This window comes from Chryseobacterium sp. HNCC26DJ239 (genome assembly GCF_057180445.1).
The window spans coordinates 608,869-629,622 of the sequence record NZ_JBXUGJ010000001.1 but is presented as its reverse complement, the minus strand read 5'-3'; the positions used below and the strand labels follow the sequence as shown (position 1 = coordinate 629,622).

Below are 20,754 nucleotides of genomic sequence, written 5' to 3'. Positions count from 1 at the left end.
GAAAAACTAGAATCTTTCCCAGAAGAAAGGTGGTTCAATACCTAAAGCTCTTAGATAAACATATCCTTGCGCGCGGTGATGAACTTCGTTATCGATGAAATAAAGAATATTTTGATACACCGGAAATTCATATTGACCAAATAAATTGAAAGTTTCCTGAAAACGCTCTTCAGTAATTTGCGCAAAATAATGATTGATAACTTCGGTTTCTGCATCCCATTTTGCCAAAAGTTCTTCCTTGGTTTTTGGTACAAAAGCTTCTTCGTTGTAGGCTTCCATGTTGCCTTCTACGATTCCTTTTAATGCGGGTCCGCCAATAGTGATTAATTCGATAGCCATTTTGGAGAAAGGTCTCATTCCTGCAATTGAAAATTCAAATAAATCCTTTTCTGGAAACGCTTCAATCACTCTTCTTGTAAGGTTTCTGTGGCCTTGCCAATTTTCTAAAAGTTGTGCTGCAGAGATAAATTGTTTTGTTGTTGTGGTAGTTGTCATAACGTTTTTTGTTTTATTTGTTAATGTTAAGACAAAGGTAAAATGAAGAAGTGACAACAGTTTGTCAGTAGAGTTTTAGAATAGAAAAAATATTTTAAACGATAAAATAAAATGAATGTTCCTCACGTTGTAGTGAAGATGATGATAGAGATTACGAAGGTAAATATGTTGTGTAGATAAATAATTTTGAATGTGACCAATCTTTTTTGATTGGTCATTTTTTTTTAGTTTTTATCAGTAGGATTTTGCTTTTACTCTTTTAAGAGAGATTGTATTTTCAGAGTTTTATAAAAAGAAGTATTTTAGTCGGGTGAAACTGCAGAAAATAGGCAGTATTCACAATTTTAGTTCACGAAAAAGATAAGTTATTGTATTTCAGTATTAACTTTTAAAGTGTTCTTAGCGAATTTTTACAATTTATTTTATGAAAATATACACCAAAACAGGAGACAAAGGTCAAACTGCATTATACGGCGGAACGAGAGTTTCAAAAGCGAGCGCAAGAGTAGACAGCTACGGAAATATCGACGAGCTCAATTCTTTCATCGGGATTGCAAAAAGTCATATTGAGGATGAAGAAGTTTTGAAACAGCTTAAAAAAATACAGTTCGATTTATTCACTGTTGGTTCAGAAGCTGCAACGCCGGTTGATAAATTGATGTTGGCAAACGGAAAATCAAGGCTTCCTATTATTATTTCGGGTACAGAAATTGAAGAACTTGAAAAATGGATGGATTCTTTTGATGAAAAACTGGAACCTTTACAGTTTTTTATTCTTCCGGGAGGCGGAAAAGCAGCCACTTTTTTACACGCAGCAAGAACTATTTGCAGAAGAGCAGAACGCTCTTTGGTGTTTTTAAATGAAGCTGAAGAAGTTCGCCCAGAGTTGATTAAATATTTGAACAGACTTTCAGATTATCTTTTTGTTTTGGCAAGATACGTTTCAAAATTAAATAACGAAGCCGAAGAATATTGGAACCCGAATGAAAGATAAGGCATTACTTTTCATCAACGGAGACGCTCCGAAAACTTTTCCCAATCATTCAGATTATGGTTTAGTTGCCTGTACAGATGGCGCTTTTCATTATCTGAAAGAAGGAAATTTCGCTCTTCAACAACTCGATTTTATTTCTGGTGATTTCGATTCTCACGTTTGGGAAGAAGAGGTTCTTCAACAAGCAAAAGATGTTAATATTGAGGTAATTCATACTCCAGACCAAGAAAAAACAGATTTTTATAAAGCTTTAGAAATTATTGTGGAAAAAGGCTTCAAAAAAGTTGATGTTTATGGCGGAAGCGGAGGCGAACAAGACCATTTTTTAGGAAATCTTACAGTGGCTTTTGGTTTTAAAAATCAGTTGGAAATTAAGTTTTTTGATGATTATTCCGAATATTATTTCATCCCCAAAAGTATTGAATTAAAAGGTGTTCAAAATAAAATTATTTCGCTTTATCCTTTTCCAACGGTAAAAAATCTAAATTCTAAAGGTTTAAAGTGGAATTTGAGTGGAGTAGACGCTGAAATGGCTTCTACAATGCTTACTCGAAACTTAGCTTTAGAAGATAAGGTAATTATTACCTACGAAAAAGGTGATTTGCTGATTTTTGTCGCAAAAAATGAACGTAATTATTAGAAAATTCAAACAATAAAGCCTTTGTTGTTGATTAAATAATAAACATTTAAACAGAATGTTAACACTTTAGCATAAGTGTAAAATTATAATAAATTAACACCCTAAAATCAATCTTTTTTAGCAATTTTGCATTCTTAATTCACTTGTTAGAAAATGAAAATAAAGTACTCGGAACTTATTGATCAGACATTGTATTTTCCAACCGAAGAATTCAATGTAGCTGAGAACAATTTGTTGTTTCACGATATTCCTTTAATGGATGTTGTTGAAAAGTTTGGAACTCCTTTAAAGGTAAGTTACCTCCCGAAAATCTCTCAAAATATTCAGAAAGCGAAAGGCTGGTTTAAAGAAGCTTTTGAGAAGATCGACTACAAAAAAAACTATAGGTATTGCTACTGTACCAAATCTAGCCATTTCAAATTTGTAATTGAAGAAGCCCTGAAAAACGATATTTCTATCGAAACTTCTTCTGCTTATGATATGGATATCGTGAAATCTCTTTTTGATGAAGGGAAAGTAGAAAAAAGTATTGAAGTAATCTGCAACGGTTTCAAAACTGATGATTATCTGGCGAAAATCTCAGATATGATTAATAGCGGGTTCGAGAATATTACCCCGATTTTAGATAACTACAGAGAGCTTGATAAATTAACAGAAAGCATCGACAAAACTTTCGATATCGGAATCAGAATTGCTTCTGAGGAAGAGCCAAAATTCGAATTTTATACATCAAGATTGGGAATCGGGTACAAAGATATCATTCCTTATTACTCTCAGAAAATTGCAGAGCATCCTAATGCAAGGCTAAAAATGCTTCACTTCTTCATTAATACCGGGATTAAAGATACGGCGTATTATTGGAACGAATTATATAAATGCCTTCGTGTGTACGCACGTTTGAAGAAGATTGCTCCAGAAGTTAATTCTTTGAATATTGGTGGTGGTTTCCCAATTAAAACATCATTAAATTTTGACTACGATTATCAATATATGATTGAAGAAATCGTTTCTCAAATTAAAAAATTCTGTGAAGAAGAAGGAGTTGAAGAACCTAATATTTACACTGAATTTGGAAGCTTTACAGTAGGTGAAAGTGGAGCAAATTTGTACAAAATTATCTCTCAAAAACGCCAAAACGACAGAGAAAAATGGAACATGATTGACTCTTCTTTCATGACGACACTTCCAGATACTTGGGCAATTTCTAGACACTTCATTATGCTTCCTTTGAACCGATGGGACGATTCTTATGAAAGAGTTTTCTTGGGCGGTTTAACGTGTGATTCTGATGATTATTATAACTCTGAACAGCATACGAACGCTATTTATCTTCCTGTTTTTAGTGATACAAAACCTTTGTACATCGGGTTTTTCCATACAGGAGCGTATCAGGAAACAATCGGAGGTTATGGTGGAGTTCATCACTGTTTGATGCCACAACCAAGACATATTTTGATTCAGAAGGATGAAAACGGTGAGTTCCACTACGAGATTTTCCGTGAAAAACAAGAACCTGAAGATGTATTAAGACTTCTTGGATATAAATAAAAAATATCAATAGAAACGGGCTTTAGCCCGTTTTTATTTAGAAAAATAATCAAATGGCTTTAGCCAAATAAAATAAAAGCTCTCAGATTTTGAGAGCTTTTTCGTTTAAAAATATTTTGAAACTTTATCAATTTGCAATTCCTCATAATCTGAAATAACAATGTTGGCTAAAGTATAATCTTGATTTTTCGAGTGCTGACTTCTGTATGCCGCACAGAAAATATTTGCTCTGTGCGCTGCTAAAATTCCGTTGGTAGAATCTTCAATCACCATGCAATTTTCGATGTGATGTCCTGCCATTTCTGCAGCTAATTGAAAAACTTCAGGATGAGGTTTTGATTCTTTTAAATCTGCACCACTTATTTTTCCGCTAAAATATTTTTCAAGTCCGAATTTATCAAAAACCATATTAATAGTCGTCATTGTGGCAGAAGAAGCGAGAATCAGCTTAATTCCGTTGTCATGATAATGTTCGATGAGTGATTTTACTCCGGAAATTAAATCAAATTCATCATCATTATAAAAGTAATCTTTAAAATGGTCTCTTTTGATTTGTGAAATTTCTTCAAACGTTTGGCTTAAACCAAATTCTGAGATTAAAGTCTCGCAAACTCTTTTGGTAGAAGCGCCAGTAAAAGAAGTGTAAAGTTCTTCAGAAACAGCAATTCCGAGTTGGTTGAAGGTTTTAAAATAGGCTTTTCTGTGCAACGGTTCAGTATCTACAATTACGCCATCCATATCGAATAGCACAGCTTTTAACGACATATTTTTAGTTTTTGTAAAGGTAAGAATTTTGAGGTAAAGGTTTCGGTTGAGATAAAGATTTAGATTTTTAAGAGTGGACTTATTTTTTAGAATGGAGCAGCGAAGCTGCGGAATGTTGGTGAAAATAATTTGTCCATTTAGGAAAAGACGCGAAGCACCGAAATATTGGTTCTTTTCAGAAATAATTTTTATTTTACCCAAATGAAAAAGTAATTCCGCACGAATCGGATTTTTTCTTTCACTTTTTCTTCTGTAATTTGTACAAAATAAACGAAATGTCTGCTCAGGAAATTTTAGATTATCAAAGAATTGCCAAGGCAATAGAATACATACAAAATCATTTTAAAACGCAGCCAGATTTGGATGAGGTGGCAAATTTTGTGGGTTTAAGCTCTGCTCATTTTCAGAAAATGTTTACGGATTGGGCAGGAACGAGTCCGAAAAAATTCCTTCAATTTTTAAGTATTGAACATGCTAAAAATCTTTTGAAAGATGAAAAGGAAACACTCTTCAACACGGCTTTAGAAACTGGTTTTTCAAGTACGAGCAGATTGCATGATTTGTTTGTAAATATCGAAGGAATGACTCCTGCAGAATATAAAAATGGCGGAAAAAACCTGAAAATAAATTACAGTTTTGCCGAAAGTAAGTTTGGAAAATTAATTGTGGCTTCCACTTCGAAAGGCGTTTGTTACATGGCTTTTGAGGAAGACGAAGCTGTTGCAAAAATCAATTTGATGAAACGATTTCCCAGTGCAGAATTTATTCAACAAACAGATGATTTGCAGAAAAAAGCATGGTCTATTTTTAGCCAGGATTTTAAGAATTTAGAAACCATAAAACTGCATTTAAAAGGGACTGATTTTCAACTTAAAGTTTGGGAAAGTTTGCTGAAAATTCCGATGGGTAAATTATCAACTTACGGAAATTTAGCCGAAGAAATAGGGAATTCAAAAGCATCGAGAGCGGTTGGAACAGCGATTGGGAGTAATCCTGTTGCTTTTTTAATTCCATGTCACCGCGTAATTCAATCGACGGGAAAAATTGGAGGTTATATGTGGGGAAGCGAAAGAAAACAGATGATTATTGGATGGGAGAGTGCAAAAATTTACCTTTGACTTTTTTTTATCATTGAAAATTAAAGGTTTAAAATTTTTGTTTTGGAAAATATTTAGCCTGTAATTTACTCTCACATATTTCATAGACTTTTGTGGTTTCTTGTGAAAATTATTTGTGTATTTAGTGTTTTCAAATTAATTTAAAATAAAATAATGCTCAGTCTTTTTGATGATATTTCGAAATTTCCAATCAATATTCTTCCGAATGATGGAATTACAGAATATTATGGGAAAATTTTTTCTGCAGAAGAATCTCAGAAATTTTACGATTATTTGTTGAAAGAAATTCCTTGGGAAAATGATGAAGCTGTCATTTTTGGAAAATTAATTTTAACGAAAAGAAAAGTGGCGTGGTTTGGCGAAAAAGCTTTTGAATATACTTATTCTAAACGTACTAAATTAGCAAAGTTTTGGACGCCCGAATTGCTTGAATTAAAAACCAGATGCGAAGAGATTTCAGGCGAAACTTATAATTCTTGCCTTCTGAATTTATATCACGACGGAAGCGAAGGAATGGCGTATCACAGTGATGGCGAAAAGGATCTGAAAAAACATGGTGCTATTGCTTCTTTAACTTTTGGAGCGGAAAGAAAGTTTTTATTCAAACATAAAACAACGAACGAAAAAGTAGAAGTTTTCCTTGAAAACGGAAGTCTTTTGGTGATGAAAGATGCCACGCAAGAAAACTGGCTGCATCGATTGCCTCCCACAACAAAAGTAAAAACGCCAAGAATTAATCTTACTTTTAGAACGATTGAAGAAAAATAGAAACCTCCTCGGATCATCCAAGGAGGTTTCTTGTTAATATGAAGAAACTAATTATTTTCTTATAATCCAGCCCATCCAGTTGCCCAAGTTGGCGTTCCTGTTCCGTTTCCTGCACCTGTAGCAGAAGCGTTTTCTGTATAAGTGTTTGCCAATACAGATACTGCAGTACCTGCACTAGATTTAGCAGAAGCTTTGTTTACAACGTTAGTGTCAAACTTCACGTTAGTGATTTTGTTTCCACCGTTGAAGTAAGCTACAGAAGCATCATGTTCTACGTTGATACCAGTTGTCCAGTTAGATAAAACTAGGTTGTCAAAAGTACCATAAGTTCCAACTCTCAATTTCAAAGCATCAGCTTCACCAGTAGTACCACCAATGAATGTTGCATTTTTAATAGTTGGGTTTGATCTTGGGTTTGCGTTGTTGTCGTTTGAGTTGTTATCGGCTTCGATACCTCTGTTTCCAACACCGTTTGCTCTTCTTTTTGCGTAGATGTTAGTAGCGGTTCCGTTCCATCCTTCTGTCCAGTCGAAAGCATCATCTTCGTTAGAGATAGAAACAATGTTTGAAACGTTTACAGTACCACCGAAGAATTCGATACCGTCATCTGAACCATTGAATGCAGATACGTAATCGATTGTAGTTCCGTTTCCAACTCCAAATAAAGAAAGACCGTTGAATTCTTTATCTGCTGTAAATATTGCACCTGCATATTCAATTCTCACATATTTAAGAACACCAGAATTGTCATTAGCAACAGTACCTCCATAAGTTGCGTTACCAACTTCTGCTGTAGCTGTAGTTCCTTTGTTAATTGGAGCTTTACCACAGATTACGATACCACCCCAGCTTCCTGGTGTTGCAGATGGCGAAGTAAATACGATGGGAGCAGTAGCAGTTCCGTTTGCAAAGATTTTACCTTCTTGCTCGATGGTGATGTATGCTGAAGTACCACCTGTTGCTTCAATTCTTGTTCCTGCAGGGATTACTAAAGTTCCACCAGCTTTTACAGCAACCGCACCTGTTAATTTGTAAACTACAGTTGGGTTTAGAGTTACAGTTTCGCCAGATTTTACTTCTCCTTTGAAATTATTAGGATCGGAAGCAATACCACCAGATGTAATGATTTCTTCATCTTCATCGTCGCTAGTACAAGAGTTGAATACAACTGCTGTTGTAGACATAATGAATGCAGCAGCTAATAATTTTAAAGTGTTCTTTTTCATTTTACAATATTTTAAAAATTTATTTTGTGTGATTAGAATTCGTAAGACACACTAGCTCCCATACCTACCCCTCTTTTGTATTGTTTAGAGATAAGTTCTGTATTTGTAAGCTCATTGTCCTGAATTCTTGTAAAGTATGGATTAAGAAGGTTTTTTCCTGAAAGTGAAATCCCGATTCCGTTTTGTAATTTCATTTTTACAGTTGCATCAAGTAAGCTGAAGCCTTTATCTACTAGATTTCCTCTGTTTTGAAATCCTAATGCATAGATGTTGTCTGAAATATAAGAGTAAGATACTACAAAGTCTAATGTGTTTTTGTCACCCCATTTTTGCTCTAATCCTAAGTTTACGTTGGCTAAGAATTGTGAAGCTCCTTGTAATTTATCTTTATCTTTAATGAAATCTACAGTGTAACTGAATCCTTTACCTGTGTTTTCTCTTCTTACTTTATCCTCATCAAGATCTTGTTGAGTGTTTAAGTAGCTTCCGTTTAGGAATGTGTATAATCTGGTTTTTCCGGCTTCGTAAAGATCTTTTCTCAATTCTGCTTCTATACCAAAAACTCTACCTGTATCTCCTACGTTCATGAAAGAAACAGAGTTTGCTGAAGAGTTTAGTACAACTCTAGCAATTGGATTTTGGATAAATTTAGTAAATGCAGTTACCGAGATAAGCTCATTCTTTTTAGGGAACCATTCCCACTTTAAATCTGCATTGTAGTTGTCTGCAGGGTAGTTGTAGATGTTACCAATTGTACTTTGGTCTACATCGATATATTCAAACGGTGCAGTTTCTAAAAGTAGAGGAGTGGTGTATGTTTTTGATCCTGCTAATCTTAAATTATGCTTATCGTTGATGCTGTATTTGATGTTGAATGCAGGTAAAACTTTGTTATAATCTCTGTTTACCTTACCTCCGTCTGGAAATAACTGTGTATTGTATTTAAGCTTTTGACTTAGGTTTTCGAATCTTACTCCCAATTGCGCTGTTAGTTTTTCAGAAAACTTATAATCTACATTTGCGTATCCTGCGTTGTTTGCGATTTCAGAATCGAAGCTCTGAGGTTTTAATGCAATTTGAGGGTTGTATTTTACATCTCCTCTAAAGGTTACGATATCAAAATAACTTCCTGCTTGATAATTTCCCAGGTTGAAGAAGTTATCGTAGTTATTAGGATCCAAGTTGTACGTTCCTTGTGGAGCCAAAATTCTAAAGTTGTATTGTGTCGCTTTGAAGTCACTTTCTTTATATCTTCCGCTATATCCTAAAGTGATTTTTGCTTTGTCTCCAAGTTTGTAATCTGCATGTAAATCTCCTACAAAATCATTTTCTAGCAATTGGTCGAAATAACGGCTGTTTGCTCCAGGATTACTACTTGCAAAGAAGCTTGTGTTGGTTTGCTTGTCGTATACAGAAGTGTTGTCTTGTCTGTCTGGTCTTTGGCTGTCAAGTCTATTATAGCCAACGTTCCAAGAGATTTTTAATGGTTCAGACAAAGTGTGCTCACCTCTAAGCTGGTTTACCAACAAATCATTGATTCTGTAGGTAGCTCTTCTCTGTTGTGTAACGTATCTTTCCTGGTTAATATCGTTATCATAAACATCTCTATTGTATCCAGAGTATTGCCCAACAGTTTGTTCTGTGGTATGGATGTAGTTAGAAGATAGATTAATATTATGATTTCTGTTGATTTTGTAATTTAAATTTACTAAACCAGTAGTGTTTGTGCTGTATTTAAATTCTTCTGCTTTGTTGTATAGACGTAAAGGTTGGTTTTGAGCATCAAAAGCACCACCAGTTACTCCGTTTAAATATTCATAGCTATTATCGAAACCTCCGTATCCGAAAATGCTAAGTTTTCCTTGGCTTCCGATTTTGAAGTTGGTTCCAAAATCAAAGTTGAAAGATGAGTTGAATGGGTTGTTTACTTCTCTGTTGTTCCAAGATGTTTTGAAAACATATCCTGTATTAAGTACAGCGTTTTTAGAAGGTTGCTCCACTTTGGTGAATCCAAAATACTCTGGCCCATCCTGAAGATAGAAGTGATCTTTTCTAATCGCATTAAAATTAACGCTAGATCCTAAATTTAGTTTAAAATAAGGTTTTCCTGTATAAACTTTAGTTACAATATCAACGTTTGCTCCAGACATGTCTCCCCAAAGTTTTGGATTGTAAACTTTCTCAAGTCCTACAAAATCAATCATGTCTGTTTTGATGATTCCTAAATCAATATTTTTGAACAAAGGATCGTTCGATGGTACTTGTAAACCATTAATTGTTGTAGAGTTGTTTCTATCACCAAGACCACGGATGAAAATTTGTCCAGTACCTTCTTGTTTTTGAGATCCTGTAGCTTTCGTTACAGCAATAGATACATCGCCTACACCTTGTTTCTCAAGCTGAACTGAACCAACTCGTTCAATTACTTCTACTGATTTTTTTTGGAGACCAATAATGTTAGACTCTGCACCTTTCTTAGTTGTTCCCTGAATTACAACACCTTCAATTTTCTTTTCAGATTTTGTAGAATCTTTTTGTGTTGTCTGGGCATACATTACAGTTCCTGTTGATGTTAAAAATAAAACTGCAATACTGATTTTTCTAAAGTTCATTTCTTTTTACTAATTTCTTCGGTGCAAAGGAACTAAACAATTGTGCGTACTTTGGTTTAGTGAAATTTAAATTTTCTTTAACGAATTGTTACTAATCGATATTTATTGTTAACTTTATGTGAACGATTATCTCAACATTAACCTGTGATTTAAAAATGATTAACTTTGACCAGCAAAAATCGAAAATGAACTCAAAAAAGATCCTCTTAATTGATGATGAAATGGATATCCTAGAGATACTTTCTTATAATTTAGAAAAAGAAGGTTATGATATCTACACAGCCACAAATGGCAACGAAGGCATTGTAAAGGCCAAAGAAATTCTACCAGATCTTATTCTCCTAGATGTAATGATGCCAGAAAAAGACGGTATCGAAACTTGTCAGGAACTTCGTAAGATTAAAGAACTTCAAAAAACATTAATCGTTTTTCTATCCGCAAGAAGTGAAGAGTTTTCACAATTGGCAGGTTTTCAAGCAGGTGCAAACGATTATATTGTGAAATTAATCAAACCGAAAATTCTTATCTCTAAAGTAAATGCACTTCTACAGCTTACCTCGCAAGTGTCTGATACAAGTAAGCATATAGAAATAGGAGATCTCATTATAGACAAAGATAACTTTAGGGTTTCTAAAGGCGGACAGCAGTTTTTACTTCCTAAGAAAGAATTTGATTTGCTTTATCTTTTAGCTTCAAACACCGAAAAAGTTTTCAAAAGAGAAGAAATTCTTGAGAAAGTTTGGGGAAATGATGTAATCGTGGGCGAAAGAACCATCGACGTACATATTAGAAGACTAAGAGAAAAATTAGGAATCAACACCATCCAAACGTTAAAAGGAATAGGTTATAAACTAATTGTTTAATAATAAATGATTATCTGTATTGAAAATTGAAGCTTTTTACGATTCAAAAATCTTTAGTTTAAATAATGATACAGATAGTCATTAATTTAAAATTCCTTACCTTTAATTTTCAACCATAAAATCTTGTAAAATTGAAATTTTACAAACTTACTTTCGTCTCCTCACTTCTCATCACTTTGGTGATGTTTATTTTAGTACTTGCCTTTGATTCTTTAAAAGACAAATACTCAGAATCCTCTATATTTACACCGGGTATTTTGGTGAGCATCATTATCATGTTCCTCATTAATTATACCGTTTTAGAGCTTCTTTTTAATTCGTACGCAAAAAAACAAATCCGAAATATTTCTAAAATCCTTCCGGAAGAAATGGCGTATGACGAGCAAGATAATATTACCCTAAAAGAATTAGGAGAAAGATTTTCTGATCTCAACCAAAAAAAAGTTTCTGAAATCGATATGATGAAAGAAATGGAAGATTACCGAAAAGAATATATCGGAAATGTTTCTCACGAGCTGAAAACTCCACTTTTTTCCATCCAAGGATATGTGGAAACACTTTTGGATGGTGGTGTAGAAAATCTTGCCATTCGAGATAAATATTTAGAACGTATCGACCAGTCTGTTGAAAGATTAATTGCCATTGTAAAAGATCTCGATATGATTAACAGACTCGAAGCAGGCGAAATTAACCTTACAGTTTCGAGATTCGATGTTAATCAGTTGATAAAAGAAATTTTTGACCTACTAGATCTTGAAGCCGAGAAACACAATACAACTTTGCAAATTCAAACCCCACAAACACAAATTTTTGTGGATGCAGATAAGCAGAAAATTTCACAAGTATTTATCAATTTAATTTCAAATGCGATACATTATGCCAACCGACAAGAGGCGAAAGTAATCGTGAAAACAAGTATCGTAAAAAATAAAGTACTTGTAGAAGTTATTGATAACGGAATGGGGATAAAAGCAGAACTTTTACCTCGTATTTTTGAACGTTTTTACCGCGTAGAAACCAGCCGAAGCAGAAGACAAGGCGGTTCAGGGCTCGGTTTGGCAATCGTAAAACATATTTTGGAAGCTCACAACGAAAACATTACTGTAGAAAGTGTGTATTTGGAAGGTACTAAATTTAGTTTTATGCTCGAAAAAGCAAAGTGAGCGGCGCAAAATGTATGAAAAAAAAATCTTTTAAAAAATTCTGAAAAATTTTTTTGTCAACTTTCATTTACTTTATATTTGCAACAGAAATAGATTAAATAGTAAAAGGAAAAAAGAATTAAGCTGGTATGGTTTACAAGATTCGTGTAATTTTAGATGCTAAAGAAGATGTCTTCAGAGACATCGAGGTTAAGGGAAAACAGACACTTTGGAACTTACACATGGGGATTAAAAGTGCTTTTAACCTTCAAGGCGACGAGCTTTCAGCTTTCAACTTGCTTGAAAGTGATGGTACTGTCGTAAAAAGTGTTCCTTTGGAAGACATGAGCGACGATGGTGATGGCGAAATTATGTCTGATGTTTACATTGACGAGGCTTTTGCTGAAAAAGGAGATAAAGCGCAGTTCCAATACGGGCTTTTGGATCTATGGGAGTTTTTCTGCGAATTGGTAGAGATTAACGAAGAAACAAAAGGGGTAAATTATCCGCTTACTACTTTCAGATTCGGGAATGCACCTTTAAAAGCACCTTCTAAAAGTGGGGCAGCTGCAGGAAAGAAGAAAGCAAAACCAATTTTGGACGACGACTTTGCTTTTGATGACGACTTTGGGGGTGGAAGTAGCTTCTCAGACGAAGACGATGATTCTTTTGATGACGATGAAGACGACGACGACTACAATGATGATATCTTTGATGAAGACGATCAAGAAGACGAAAGATAAGATACTATAATATAAAACTCCAGACGAAAGTTTGGGGTTTTCTTTTTTATGATGCTAAACATAAGATTTATTTTTTATCTTGATACCACTCTTTAAAAAAGCAATTATTACATTTGTTAAAAGTATAACAAGATGAAAAAATATTTTTTCTCAATCATGATAGGCTGTACAATGCTTTCGTGCGGCTCTCAAAACATTAAAACGACTATGGATTTACCTAAAGAATGGAAACACACCACCAATATATATGAAGTAAACGTTAGACAGTATACCAAAGAAGGAACCTTCAAGGCTTTTGAAAAAGAAATGCCACGTCTTAAAAATATGGGCGTAAAAACGCTTTGGTTTATGCCAATTACGCCTATCGCTCAGCTCAACAAAAAGGGAAGCATGGGAAGTCCGTATGCAGCAGCAGATTATACTTCAATTAACCCAGAATTCGGAACCATGGACGATTTTAAACACATGGTAAACGAAGCACACCGTTTAGGTTTTAAAGTCATTATCGACTGGGTTGCAAACCATACAGGTTGGGATCACGTTTGGACAAAAACACATCCTGAATTTTACCTAAAAGATCCAGACGGAAGTTTCCATAAAGCTTCAGGAATGGATGATATTATCGAACTCGATTATTCTAACAAAGAAATGCGTTTAGCCATGATCGATGCGATGAAATTTTGGATTACAGAAACTGATATCGACGGTTTTAGGTGTGATCTTGCTTCATGGGTTGAAGTAGATTTTTGGCAACAAGCTCGTCCCGAAGTTGAAAAAGTAAAACCTCTATTTTGGCTAGGCGAATTTGATGAAATTGAAAGCCCAGATTACGGAAAGGTTTTCGATGCAAGCTATTCTTGGAAGTGGATGCATAAATCTGCAGATTATTATAAAAACAATGAATCGATTCAGTCTCTAAAAGATTTGTTGATTCAGTATTCGCAAATAGGAGATTCTTCGATGAGAGCTTGGTTTACATCCAACCACGACGAAAATTCCTGGAACGGAACCGAATACGAAAAATACGGTGATATTACTTTACCAATGGCTGTTTTCTCTGCAACTTGGAATGGTGTTCCGCTTTTATATTCTGGACAGGAATTACCCAACATGAAACGTCTTGAGTTCTTCGAAAAAGATGTTATTGAATGGACAAAAGAATTGAAAATGGCAGATTTTTATAAAACATTATTAAGTTTAAAATCTTCGAACCCAGCTTTAAGAGGTGGTGATTCTGCTGTCTCAACCTATATTTTAAATACTTCGGCGAATGATAAAATCTTTGCCTACCTAAGAAAGAACGGAAAAGATGAGGTTTTGGTTGTTCTTAATTTATCGAAAGAACCGGTGAAATTTATCATTAACGATGCACACCTTTCTGGAAGTTTTAGAAATGTTTTCGATAAAACGAAAAGAGATTTCAATAACGATAATAGTTTTAATTTCAAAGTTTCAGATTTTGCAGTTTTTGAAAAATAGATAACATAATTGCTATATTCAGTTTTTTATGTAAATCAAAATACTTACCTTTAAAGTAAATGAATAGAGCGGGCTTTAGCCCGCTTTTTATGTCGTATTCAAATGGCTTTTAGCCCAAATTGCAGAATGGAAAAATCAGAGATTTTAGAATTAATTAAACAAAATATAGCAGAGAAGATTTCCACTTTTGAAAATCTTATCGCCGAAACTCGTGCCTCAAACAACGATACCAAGTCTTCGATGGGCGATAAATATGAAACGGGAAGAAAAATGCTTCAGCAGGAAATTAATAATCTTCAAGTTCAGTTAAATGAAGTCTTGAAACAACAAGCTGTCGTGAAAAGTTTATCTTCAAAACCATCATCAAAAGCCGAAAAAGGAGCTTTGATACAAACAGATAAAGGGATTTTTTATATTTCAGTTTCATTAGGAAATCTGTCGTTGAATGGGGCAAAGATATTTTGTATTTCTCCAGACTCACCTTTAGCAAAATCTTTAGACCAGAAAACGGAAGGCGAAACGATTTCTTTAAATAATGTTACACAAAAAATTATAAAAATCTGGTAATTATTTTTACAATTTTTCTATTTTAATAATTAATAAAATATTACATTTTGTAATTAAAATTCTTTATTTTGCACAAAATTTCAGACAAAATTCAACGCTCTTAATTTCAAGGAAATGCAAAATTATTTAGACTTACTTCAGCATATTTTAGATAACGGAACCGATAAAACGGATAGAACAGGAACCGGCACAAGAAGCGTTTTTGGATATCAACTGCGATACGATTTGTCTAAAGGATTTCCTTTGGTAACCACCAAAAAAGTACATTTAAAATCGATTATTTATGAATTGCTTTGGTTTATAAAAGGAGAAACGAATATCAAATATTTAAAGGATAACGGAGTTTCTATTTGGGACGAATGGGCAGACGAAAATGGCGATTTAGGACCTGTTTACGGGGCACAATGGAGAAGTTGGAATGGCGCAGACGGAAAAGTTGTAGACCAATTTTCTGAAGTAATTGAGCAAATTAAAAAAAATCCGGATTCCCGACGATTAATTGTTTCGGCTTGGAACGCGGCAGAAATTCCCAACATGGCTTTAGCGCCTTGTCATGCTTTGTTTCAGTTTTATGTTGCAGACGGGAAATTGTCTTTACAACTGTACCAAAGAAGTGCGGATGTATTTTTGGGAGTGCCTTTCAATATTGCGAGTTATGCGTTGCTTTTGATGATGGTTGCGCAGGTTTGTGATTTGGAAGTAGGAGATTATGTACACACTTTCGGTGATGTTCATATTTATAACAACCATTTTGAACAGGTTCAAAAACAGCTTTCGAGAGAGCCAAGACCTTTACCAACCATGAAATTGAATCCGGAGATTAAAGATATTTTTGATTTCGATTTCGAAGATTTTACATTAGAAAATTACGATCCGCACCCGGGAATTAAAGCGCCGGTTGCGATATAAAAACAAAAGCTACTCGTTTTGAGTAGCTTTTTTAGTATTCACTTTGTGAGGCTTCTTTTAATTGCTTCATAGCTTCACCATTAGACATTTTATACATAATTTGTTTGGTTTTACCTGTTGGTTTGTGGTTTTTCATCATCGGATAAATTCCAACAAGTTTTCCTTCTGCAACTTCAAAATTATCATTGCCTTCATAATCTTTTTTATTACTTACTTCCTGAAAATTTACAGGGCTAAAAGAAGCATTACCATTAGAGGAAAATACATAAGGGTAATTTCTTTCGGGGTTTGTACGGTGTGTTAATACCAAAACTTCGGGGTTATTATCACCATCAAGATCATCAAAATTAATTCTAATTACTTTTTCACCTTTTTCCAGTGGTTGTATCTGCGGTTCATTGGTTTTAGAATATCCAGAAGGGGTAATTGTAAAAGTATTTCCTTCTTCGGTATTGGGAGCTTCAACTTTAAATGAAAAATTTCTAAATGAAATTTCCTCAGCAAAAGGTTTTGCAGAAACTGCTGTTGAGTTTTTAATTTCTTGGATTTTAGCTGAGTCTGGTTTTACCGTTACAGTCGAATCTTTGCTTGAAAGAGTGGGCTGGGTTTCGCTTTTTTTGCAATTAATTGCAGTAAGTAAAATTAAAGAAGATAAATAAATGATTTTGGATTTCATGGTGTTGAATTTGAATCAAATTTACTTAACTTTTCTGAAATAAAATAGATAAAATTCTTCTATTTAGTTAATTAATAAATGTTTATCGTGTATTTTGCTGTCGTTTAAATCATCCATTTAAATTTAAAAACTTTGGGTTAATTTAAATTTTCACAAACTAATTATTTTAAGGAAAAAAGTAAAGGGATTTGCTTTAAAAAGTATTGTTAACCGCTATTTTATAGATTTTTCTTGTAACATTCTCCAGAATTTTTCAACCTATTACGAAAAATTCTTTCCATGTTCAAAAAAGTAGTTTTTCTTTCGGCGATGTGTGTTTCTGCGGTTGCTTTTTCTCAGCAAAATTTAAAGCAAAAACTCGGAAATTACATCGATTCTTTGTACGCTCATCATAAAGTTTCAGGAAGTTTTGCCATTGCTGAAAATGGAAATTTTACTTTTCAAAAAGCAGTTGGTTTTGCTGATGCCGAAAAAAATAGTAAAGCCAATATTAATACTCAATATCGTGTAGGTTCTGTAACGAAGATATTTACAGCAGTTTTAATGATGAAAGCAGTTGAAGAAAAAAAGATTTCTTTAGACCAAAAACTTTCAGAATTTATTGCTGATATTCCAAATGGCGAAAAAATTACTTTAGAACAGCTTTTACAGCATAGAACAGGAATTCATAATTTGACCGACGAGCCGGAATTTTGGCAATATTATACAACGCCAAAAACCAGTACCGAATTAATCGACATTATCAAAAAATATAAAAGTGATTTTGAACCTGGATCAAAGCATGATTATAGCAACTCCAATTACATTCTTTTAGGAATTATTCTCGAAAAAATATATAAAACTTCCTACTCAGATTTGCTTGAATCTAAAATTACCAAACCTTTAAAGCTAAAATTAACTAAAATCGGCGGTACAATTGATTCTTCAAAAAATCAGGCAAAATCTTTTTATTTTGAAAACGGAAAATATATTGCCGTACCGGAAAGTGATATGAGCATTCCGATTGGGGCTGGAAATATCGTTTCGACACCGATGGAGTTGATTAAATTTATTCAGGCTTTAGAAAATGGTAAATTGGTAACGAAAGAAAGTCTGAGTAAAATGAAGAATTTTGTAGACGATTATGGATATGGATTGGTTAATTTTCCTTACGAAAAAACATTTGGTTATGGGCATACAGGCGGAATCGACAACTTTAGAACCGCATTGTTTTATTTCCCAGAACTGAAAGTTGCGGTAGCTTATGTGGCGAATCAAACCACGATAGATACCAACGAAATTTTCGATAAAATGATAGACGCTACACAAGGAAAAGATTTTAAAATGCCTAATTTCAATTCGATTGTTTCTGAAGAAGAACTTCAAAAATACGTTGGCGTGTATTCTAGCAAAGGGATTTCTTTGAAAATCAATATCTTTATAAAAGATAAAGAATTAATGGCGCAAGCAACTGGGCAAAGTGCTTTTCCGCTGGATGCGGTTTCAAAAACAAGTTTTACGTTTAAAATGGCAAACATCACCATCGATTTTGATCCAGAGAAAAACCTTTTCATCATTGAACAAGGTGGCGTGAAAACGACTTTCATTAAAGAATAATTTTAAGTTTAAATAAAAAAATATCATCATATACTAATGAAAAAAATATTCATTGCAGCACTTTTTTTAGGTGCAATTTTTAGCTCGAATACCATTTCGGCACAAACCGAAACTTCTGGAAGACAAAAAGTGTACAGAGCAACTCATGCAAAAGTTACGGAGCTTAAACATACCAAACTAAAGGTAGATTTTGATTATCAAAAAGAACAAATGAACGGCGAAGAGTGGCTTACTGCTTCTCCTTATTTCTACGCAACCAACGAGCTTACTTTGGATGCAAAAGGAATGTTGATTCATGAAGTGGCTTTAGACCAAAACGGAAAAAAATCTCCTTTAAAATATGATTATAAAGACGATGTTTTAAAGATTACTTTAGATAAAACTTATCAGAAAAACCAAGATTATACAGTTTACATCAAGTACACTTCTCGTCCGAATGAAGTAAAGCAGGAAGGAAGCGCGGCAATTAGCGATGCGAAAGGTCTTTATTTCATCAATGCACAAGGAAAAGACCCAGATAAACCTACTCAAATCTGGACTCAAGGAGAAACGGAATCTTCTTCAGCTTGGTTTCCAACCATCGATAAATCTAATCAGAAAACTACTCAGGAAATTTACATGACCGTTCCGGATAAATATGTAACGCTTTCTAACGGTATAATGAAAGGTTCTGAAAAAGCAGGAAATGGTTTAAGAACTGATCATTGGGTGATGGATAAACCGCATTCTACCTACCTTTTCTTCATGGGAGTTGGTGAATATGCTATCGTAAAAGACAAATGGAAAAATATTCCTGTTGATTATTATATCGAGAAAGAATACGAACCTTACGCAAAGCAGATTTACGGAAATACGCCAGAAATGATTGAGTTTTTCTCTAAAAAATTAGGCTACGAGTATCCTTGGGCGAAATATGCTCAGATTTCGGGAAGAGATTATGTAAGTGGTGCGATGGAAAATACAACGGCAACGCTTCACGGAAGTGCTGTTCTTCAAAAACCAGGGCAGTTAATCGACGAAAATTCTTGGGAAGATACAATTGCGCATGAACTTTTCCACCATTGGTTTGGAGATTTGGTAACGGCAGAAAGCTGGAGCAATCTTACAGTGAATGAATCTTTTGCCAATTATTCAGAATACCTTTGGAACGAATATAAATACGGAAAAGATCAAGCAGATTATCATCAAATGACGGATGTGAACATGTATATTCACAATCCTGGAGATTTCAAAAAAGATTTGGTGAGATTCGATTATGCTTCTAGAGAAGATGTTTTTGATTTGGTAACCTATCAAAAAGGAGGAGGAATTCTTCACATGCTAAGAAATTATCTTGGTGATGATGCTTTCTTTGCAGGAATTACCGATTATTTGAAAACATATGAGTTTAAAAATGCAGAAGCACATCAACTTAGACTTTCGTTTGAGAAAGTTTCGGGAAGAGATTTGAATTGGTTCTTCAATCAATGGTATTTCGGAAGTGGTCATCCAAAAATTACGTACACAACTTCTTATGAACCGGTTAAAAAACAGGTTTCTGTAACCATCACTCAAACTCAGGAACAACCGTTTGAATTTCCTTTAACTATCGATGTTTACGACAATGGAAAACCAAAAAGACAGCAAGTTTGGGTAAATGCAACAGCAAAAAATACCTTTACTTTTGATGCTTCTAAAACGCCAGATTTGGTTAATTTAAATGCAGACGGAATTTTAGTTGCCGATATTACCGATAAGAAAACGCCTGAGCAAAACTTACTTCAGTTTACAGGTTCTAAAGAGTTTAAAAGCAGATATTTGGCTTTAACAGGAATTAAAGACGAGATTGGAAAAAATCCTGCAGCAACAAAATTATTAGCAGCAGCGTTGAAGGATCCTTACTTCCGAGTGAGAATGAAAGCGTTGGAAATGATGAACCTTTCGAATCCTGAGCAAATGAAAGCAATGGGTTCTGAAGTTGAAAAACTAGCGTCAAACGACCCTAAAACTTTGGTTCAAGCTGCAGCAATCGGAGCTTTAGCGAAAACAAAAGATAAGAAATACCTTCCAATTTTTGAAAAAGGAGTAAACGCAGTTTCTAATGCGGTGAAAGCAAATTCAGTAGGTGCAGTTTTAGCAATTGACCCTGCAAAAGCGGCTTCTTACGCCGAAAAAATTGATTTAGACGGTGCTTCTGAGGAAATGATTGCTCAAATGCTTCCGGTAATTGTGAAGAATAAAGTGTCTTCTCAGGCTCAATATTTGGCGCCACTTGTTGCGTTTTATCCGTTTATTAAATTCCAAAATCCTGAATTGGGTAAAAGCGCAGAAGAAGGGTACAATTGGATTATGAGTTCTGATAATTTGAAGGCGACAGAAAGTATTACCAAAATTTTAGGTCAGGCAAAAGGTCAAATGGGAGGAAATCCACAAGTGAAAATGATGATTTCTCAAATGCTAAAAGATGGCTTGAATAAAAAGATGGAAGTATTAAAACAAAATCCTCAAAACGCAGCAAGCATCAACAAACAGATTGATGCCATCAACAAATCGATTGAAGATTTTAAATAAGAGAAAATCGCTTTGTCAAAGTTTTGTTTTCAAAGCTGTTACTTTGACAAAGTTTTTAGATAA

The 20,754-nt window shown here is 34.2% G+C and carries 18 protein-coding genes; 13 read left to right on the top strand and 5 right to left on the bottom strand.

The genetic code is table 11. The features are described from left to right. Window positions 1–6 precede the first annotated feature (6 nt). Complete coding sequence (locus AC2A1D_RS02910; protein ID WP_484042169.1) at window positions 7–495, bottom strand: DinB family protein; 489 nt, start codon at window positions 493–495, stop codon at window positions 7–9. Window positions 496–919: 424 nt separating this feature from the next. Between AC2A1D_RS02910 and AC2A1D_RS02905 the strand changes: the two genes are divergently transcribed. The 3 genes from AC2A1D_RS02905 (at window position 920) to AC2A1D_RS02895 (ending at window position 3,677) form a co-directional block, all read left to right on the top strand. Then, window positions 920–1,489, top strand: coding sequence for a cob(I)yrinic acid a,c-diamide adenosyltransferase (locus AC2A1D_RS02905; RefSeq protein ID WP_484042168.1), 570 nt, complete (start codon window positions 920–922; stop codon window positions 1,487–1,489). Then, window positions 1,479–2,129: a thiamine diphosphokinase gene (locus AC2A1D_RS02900; protein ID WP_484042167.1), complete on the top strand. Its 651-nt coding sequence runs from the start codon at window positions 1,479–1,481 to the stop codon at window positions 2,127–2,129. The genes AC2A1D_RS02905 and AC2A1D_RS02900 overlap by 11 nt, the downstream gene beginning before the upstream one ends. 153 nt (window positions 2,130–2,282) lie before the next feature. Beyond that, a complete protein-coding gene (locus tag AC2A1D_RS02895) occupies window positions 2,283–3,677 on the top strand; it encodes a type III PLP-dependent enzyme domain-containing protein (protein WP_484042166.1) in 1,395 nt (464 codons plus the stop codon). Window positions 3,678–3,782: 105 nt separating this feature from the next. Here AC2A1D_RS02895 and AC2A1D_RS02890 read toward each other — a convergent pair whose 3' ends face one another. Further along, complete coding sequence (locus tag AC2A1D_RS02890) at window positions 3,783–4,442, bottom strand: HAD family hydrolase (protein WP_484042165.1); 660 nt, start codon at window positions 4,440–4,442, stop codon at window positions 3,783–3,785. A gap of 275 nt (window positions 4,443–4,717) precedes the next feature. Here AC2A1D_RS02890 and AC2A1D_RS02885 point away from each other — a divergent pair, with 275 nt between their 5' ends. After that, complete coding sequence (locus AC2A1D_RS02885; protein WP_484042164.1) at window positions 4,718–5,560, top strand: bifunctional helix-turn-helix domain-containing protein/methylated-DNA--[protein]-cysteine S-methyltransferase; 843 nt, start codon at window positions 4,718–4,720, stop codon at window positions 5,558–5,560. Between the two features lie 153 nt (window positions 5,561–5,713). Next, window positions 5,714–6,328 (top strand): alpha-ketoglutarate-dependent dioxygenase AlkB family protein, encoded by a 615-nt coding sequence (locus tag AC2A1D_RS02880; RefSeq protein ID WP_484042163.1) that lies wholly within the window; start codon window positions 5,714–5,716, stop codon window positions 6,326–6,328. 59 nt (window positions 6,329–6,387) lie between these two features. Here AC2A1D_RS02880 and AC2A1D_RS02875 read toward each other — a convergent pair whose 3' ends face one another. Next, entirely contained in the window at window positions 6,388–7,554 is a 1,167-nt protein-coding gene (locus tag AC2A1D_RS02875; protein WP_484042162.1) for a hypothetical protein, read from the bottom strand. Between the two features lie 32 nt (window positions 7,555–7,586). Further along, entirely contained in the window at window positions 7,587–10,166 is a 2,580-nt protein-coding gene (locus tag AC2A1D_RS02870; protein ID WP_484042161.1) for a TonB-dependent receptor domain-containing protein, read from the bottom strand. Between the two features lie 185 nt (window positions 10,167–10,351). On the opposite strand from AC2A1D_RS02870, the gene AC2A1D_RS02865 reads away from it, so the two are divergent. The 6 genes from AC2A1D_RS02865 to AC2A1D_RS02840 all read left to right on the top strand — a co-directional run bounded on the left by AC2A1D_RS02865 (window position 10,352) and on the right by AC2A1D_RS02840 (window position 15,869). Then, window positions 10,352–11,029: a response regulator gene (locus AC2A1D_RS02865; protein ID WP_484042160.1), complete on the top strand. Its 678-nt coding sequence runs from the start codon at window positions 10,352–10,354 to the stop codon at window positions 11,027–11,029. Window positions 11,030–11,160: 131 nt separating this feature from the next. Continuing rightward, on the top strand, window positions 11,161–12,192 hold the full coding sequence (locus AC2A1D_RS02860; RefSeq protein ID WP_484042159.1) for a sensor histidine kinase: 1,032 nt from the start codon (window positions 11,161–11,163) through the stop codon (window positions 12,190–12,192). 128 nt (window positions 12,193–12,320) lie between these two features. Then, window positions 12,321–12,914 (top strand): IS1096 element passenger TnpR family protein, encoded by a 594-nt coding sequence (locus tag AC2A1D_RS02855; RefSeq protein ID WP_484042158.1) that lies wholly within the window; start codon window positions 12,321–12,323, stop codon window positions 12,912–12,914. A 156-nt stretch (window positions 12,915–13,070) separates the two neighbouring features. Further along, entirely contained in the window at window positions 13,071–14,393 is a 1,323-nt protein-coding gene (locus AC2A1D_RS02850) for an alpha-amylase family glycosyl hydrolase (protein WP_484042157.1), read from the top strand. A 126-nt stretch (window positions 14,394–14,519) separates the two neighbouring features. Continuing rightward, entirely contained in the window at window positions 14,520–14,960 is a 441-nt protein-coding gene (locus AC2A1D_RS02845; RefSeq protein WP_484042156.1) for a hypothetical protein, read from the top strand. Window positions 14,961–15,074: 114 nt separating this feature from the next. Beyond that, window positions 15,075–15,869, top strand: coding sequence for a thymidylate synthase (locus tag AC2A1D_RS02840; RefSeq protein WP_484042155.1), 795 nt, complete (start codon window positions 15,075–15,077; stop codon window positions 15,867–15,869). 31 nt (window positions 15,870–15,900) lie between these two features. On the opposite strand, the gene AC2A1D_RS02835 is transcribed toward AC2A1D_RS02840, so the two are convergent. Continuing rightward, window positions 15,901–16,545, bottom strand: a complete 645-nt coding sequence (locus AC2A1D_RS02835; protein WP_484042154.1) for a hypothetical protein — start codon at window positions 16,543–16,545, stop codon at window positions 15,901–15,903. 279 nt (window positions 16,546–16,824) lie between these two features. On the opposite strand from AC2A1D_RS02835, the gene AC2A1D_RS02830 reads away from it, so the two are divergent. Then, the gene (locus AC2A1D_RS02830; protein ID WP_484042153.1) at window positions 16,825–18,141 is read left to right on the top strand and encodes a serine hydrolase domain-containing protein; all 1,317 of its coding nucleotides are present in this window, start codon (window positions 16,825–16,827) and stop codon (window positions 18,139–18,141) included. A 36-nt stretch (window positions 18,142–18,177) separates the two neighbouring features. Next, window positions 18,178–20,691: a M1 family metallopeptidase gene (locus tag AC2A1D_RS02825; protein WP_484042152.1), complete on the top strand. Its 2,514-nt coding sequence runs from the start codon at window positions 18,178–18,180 to the stop codon at window positions 20,689–20,691. The last annotated feature ends 63 nt before the right edge of the window (window positions 20,692–20,754 follow it).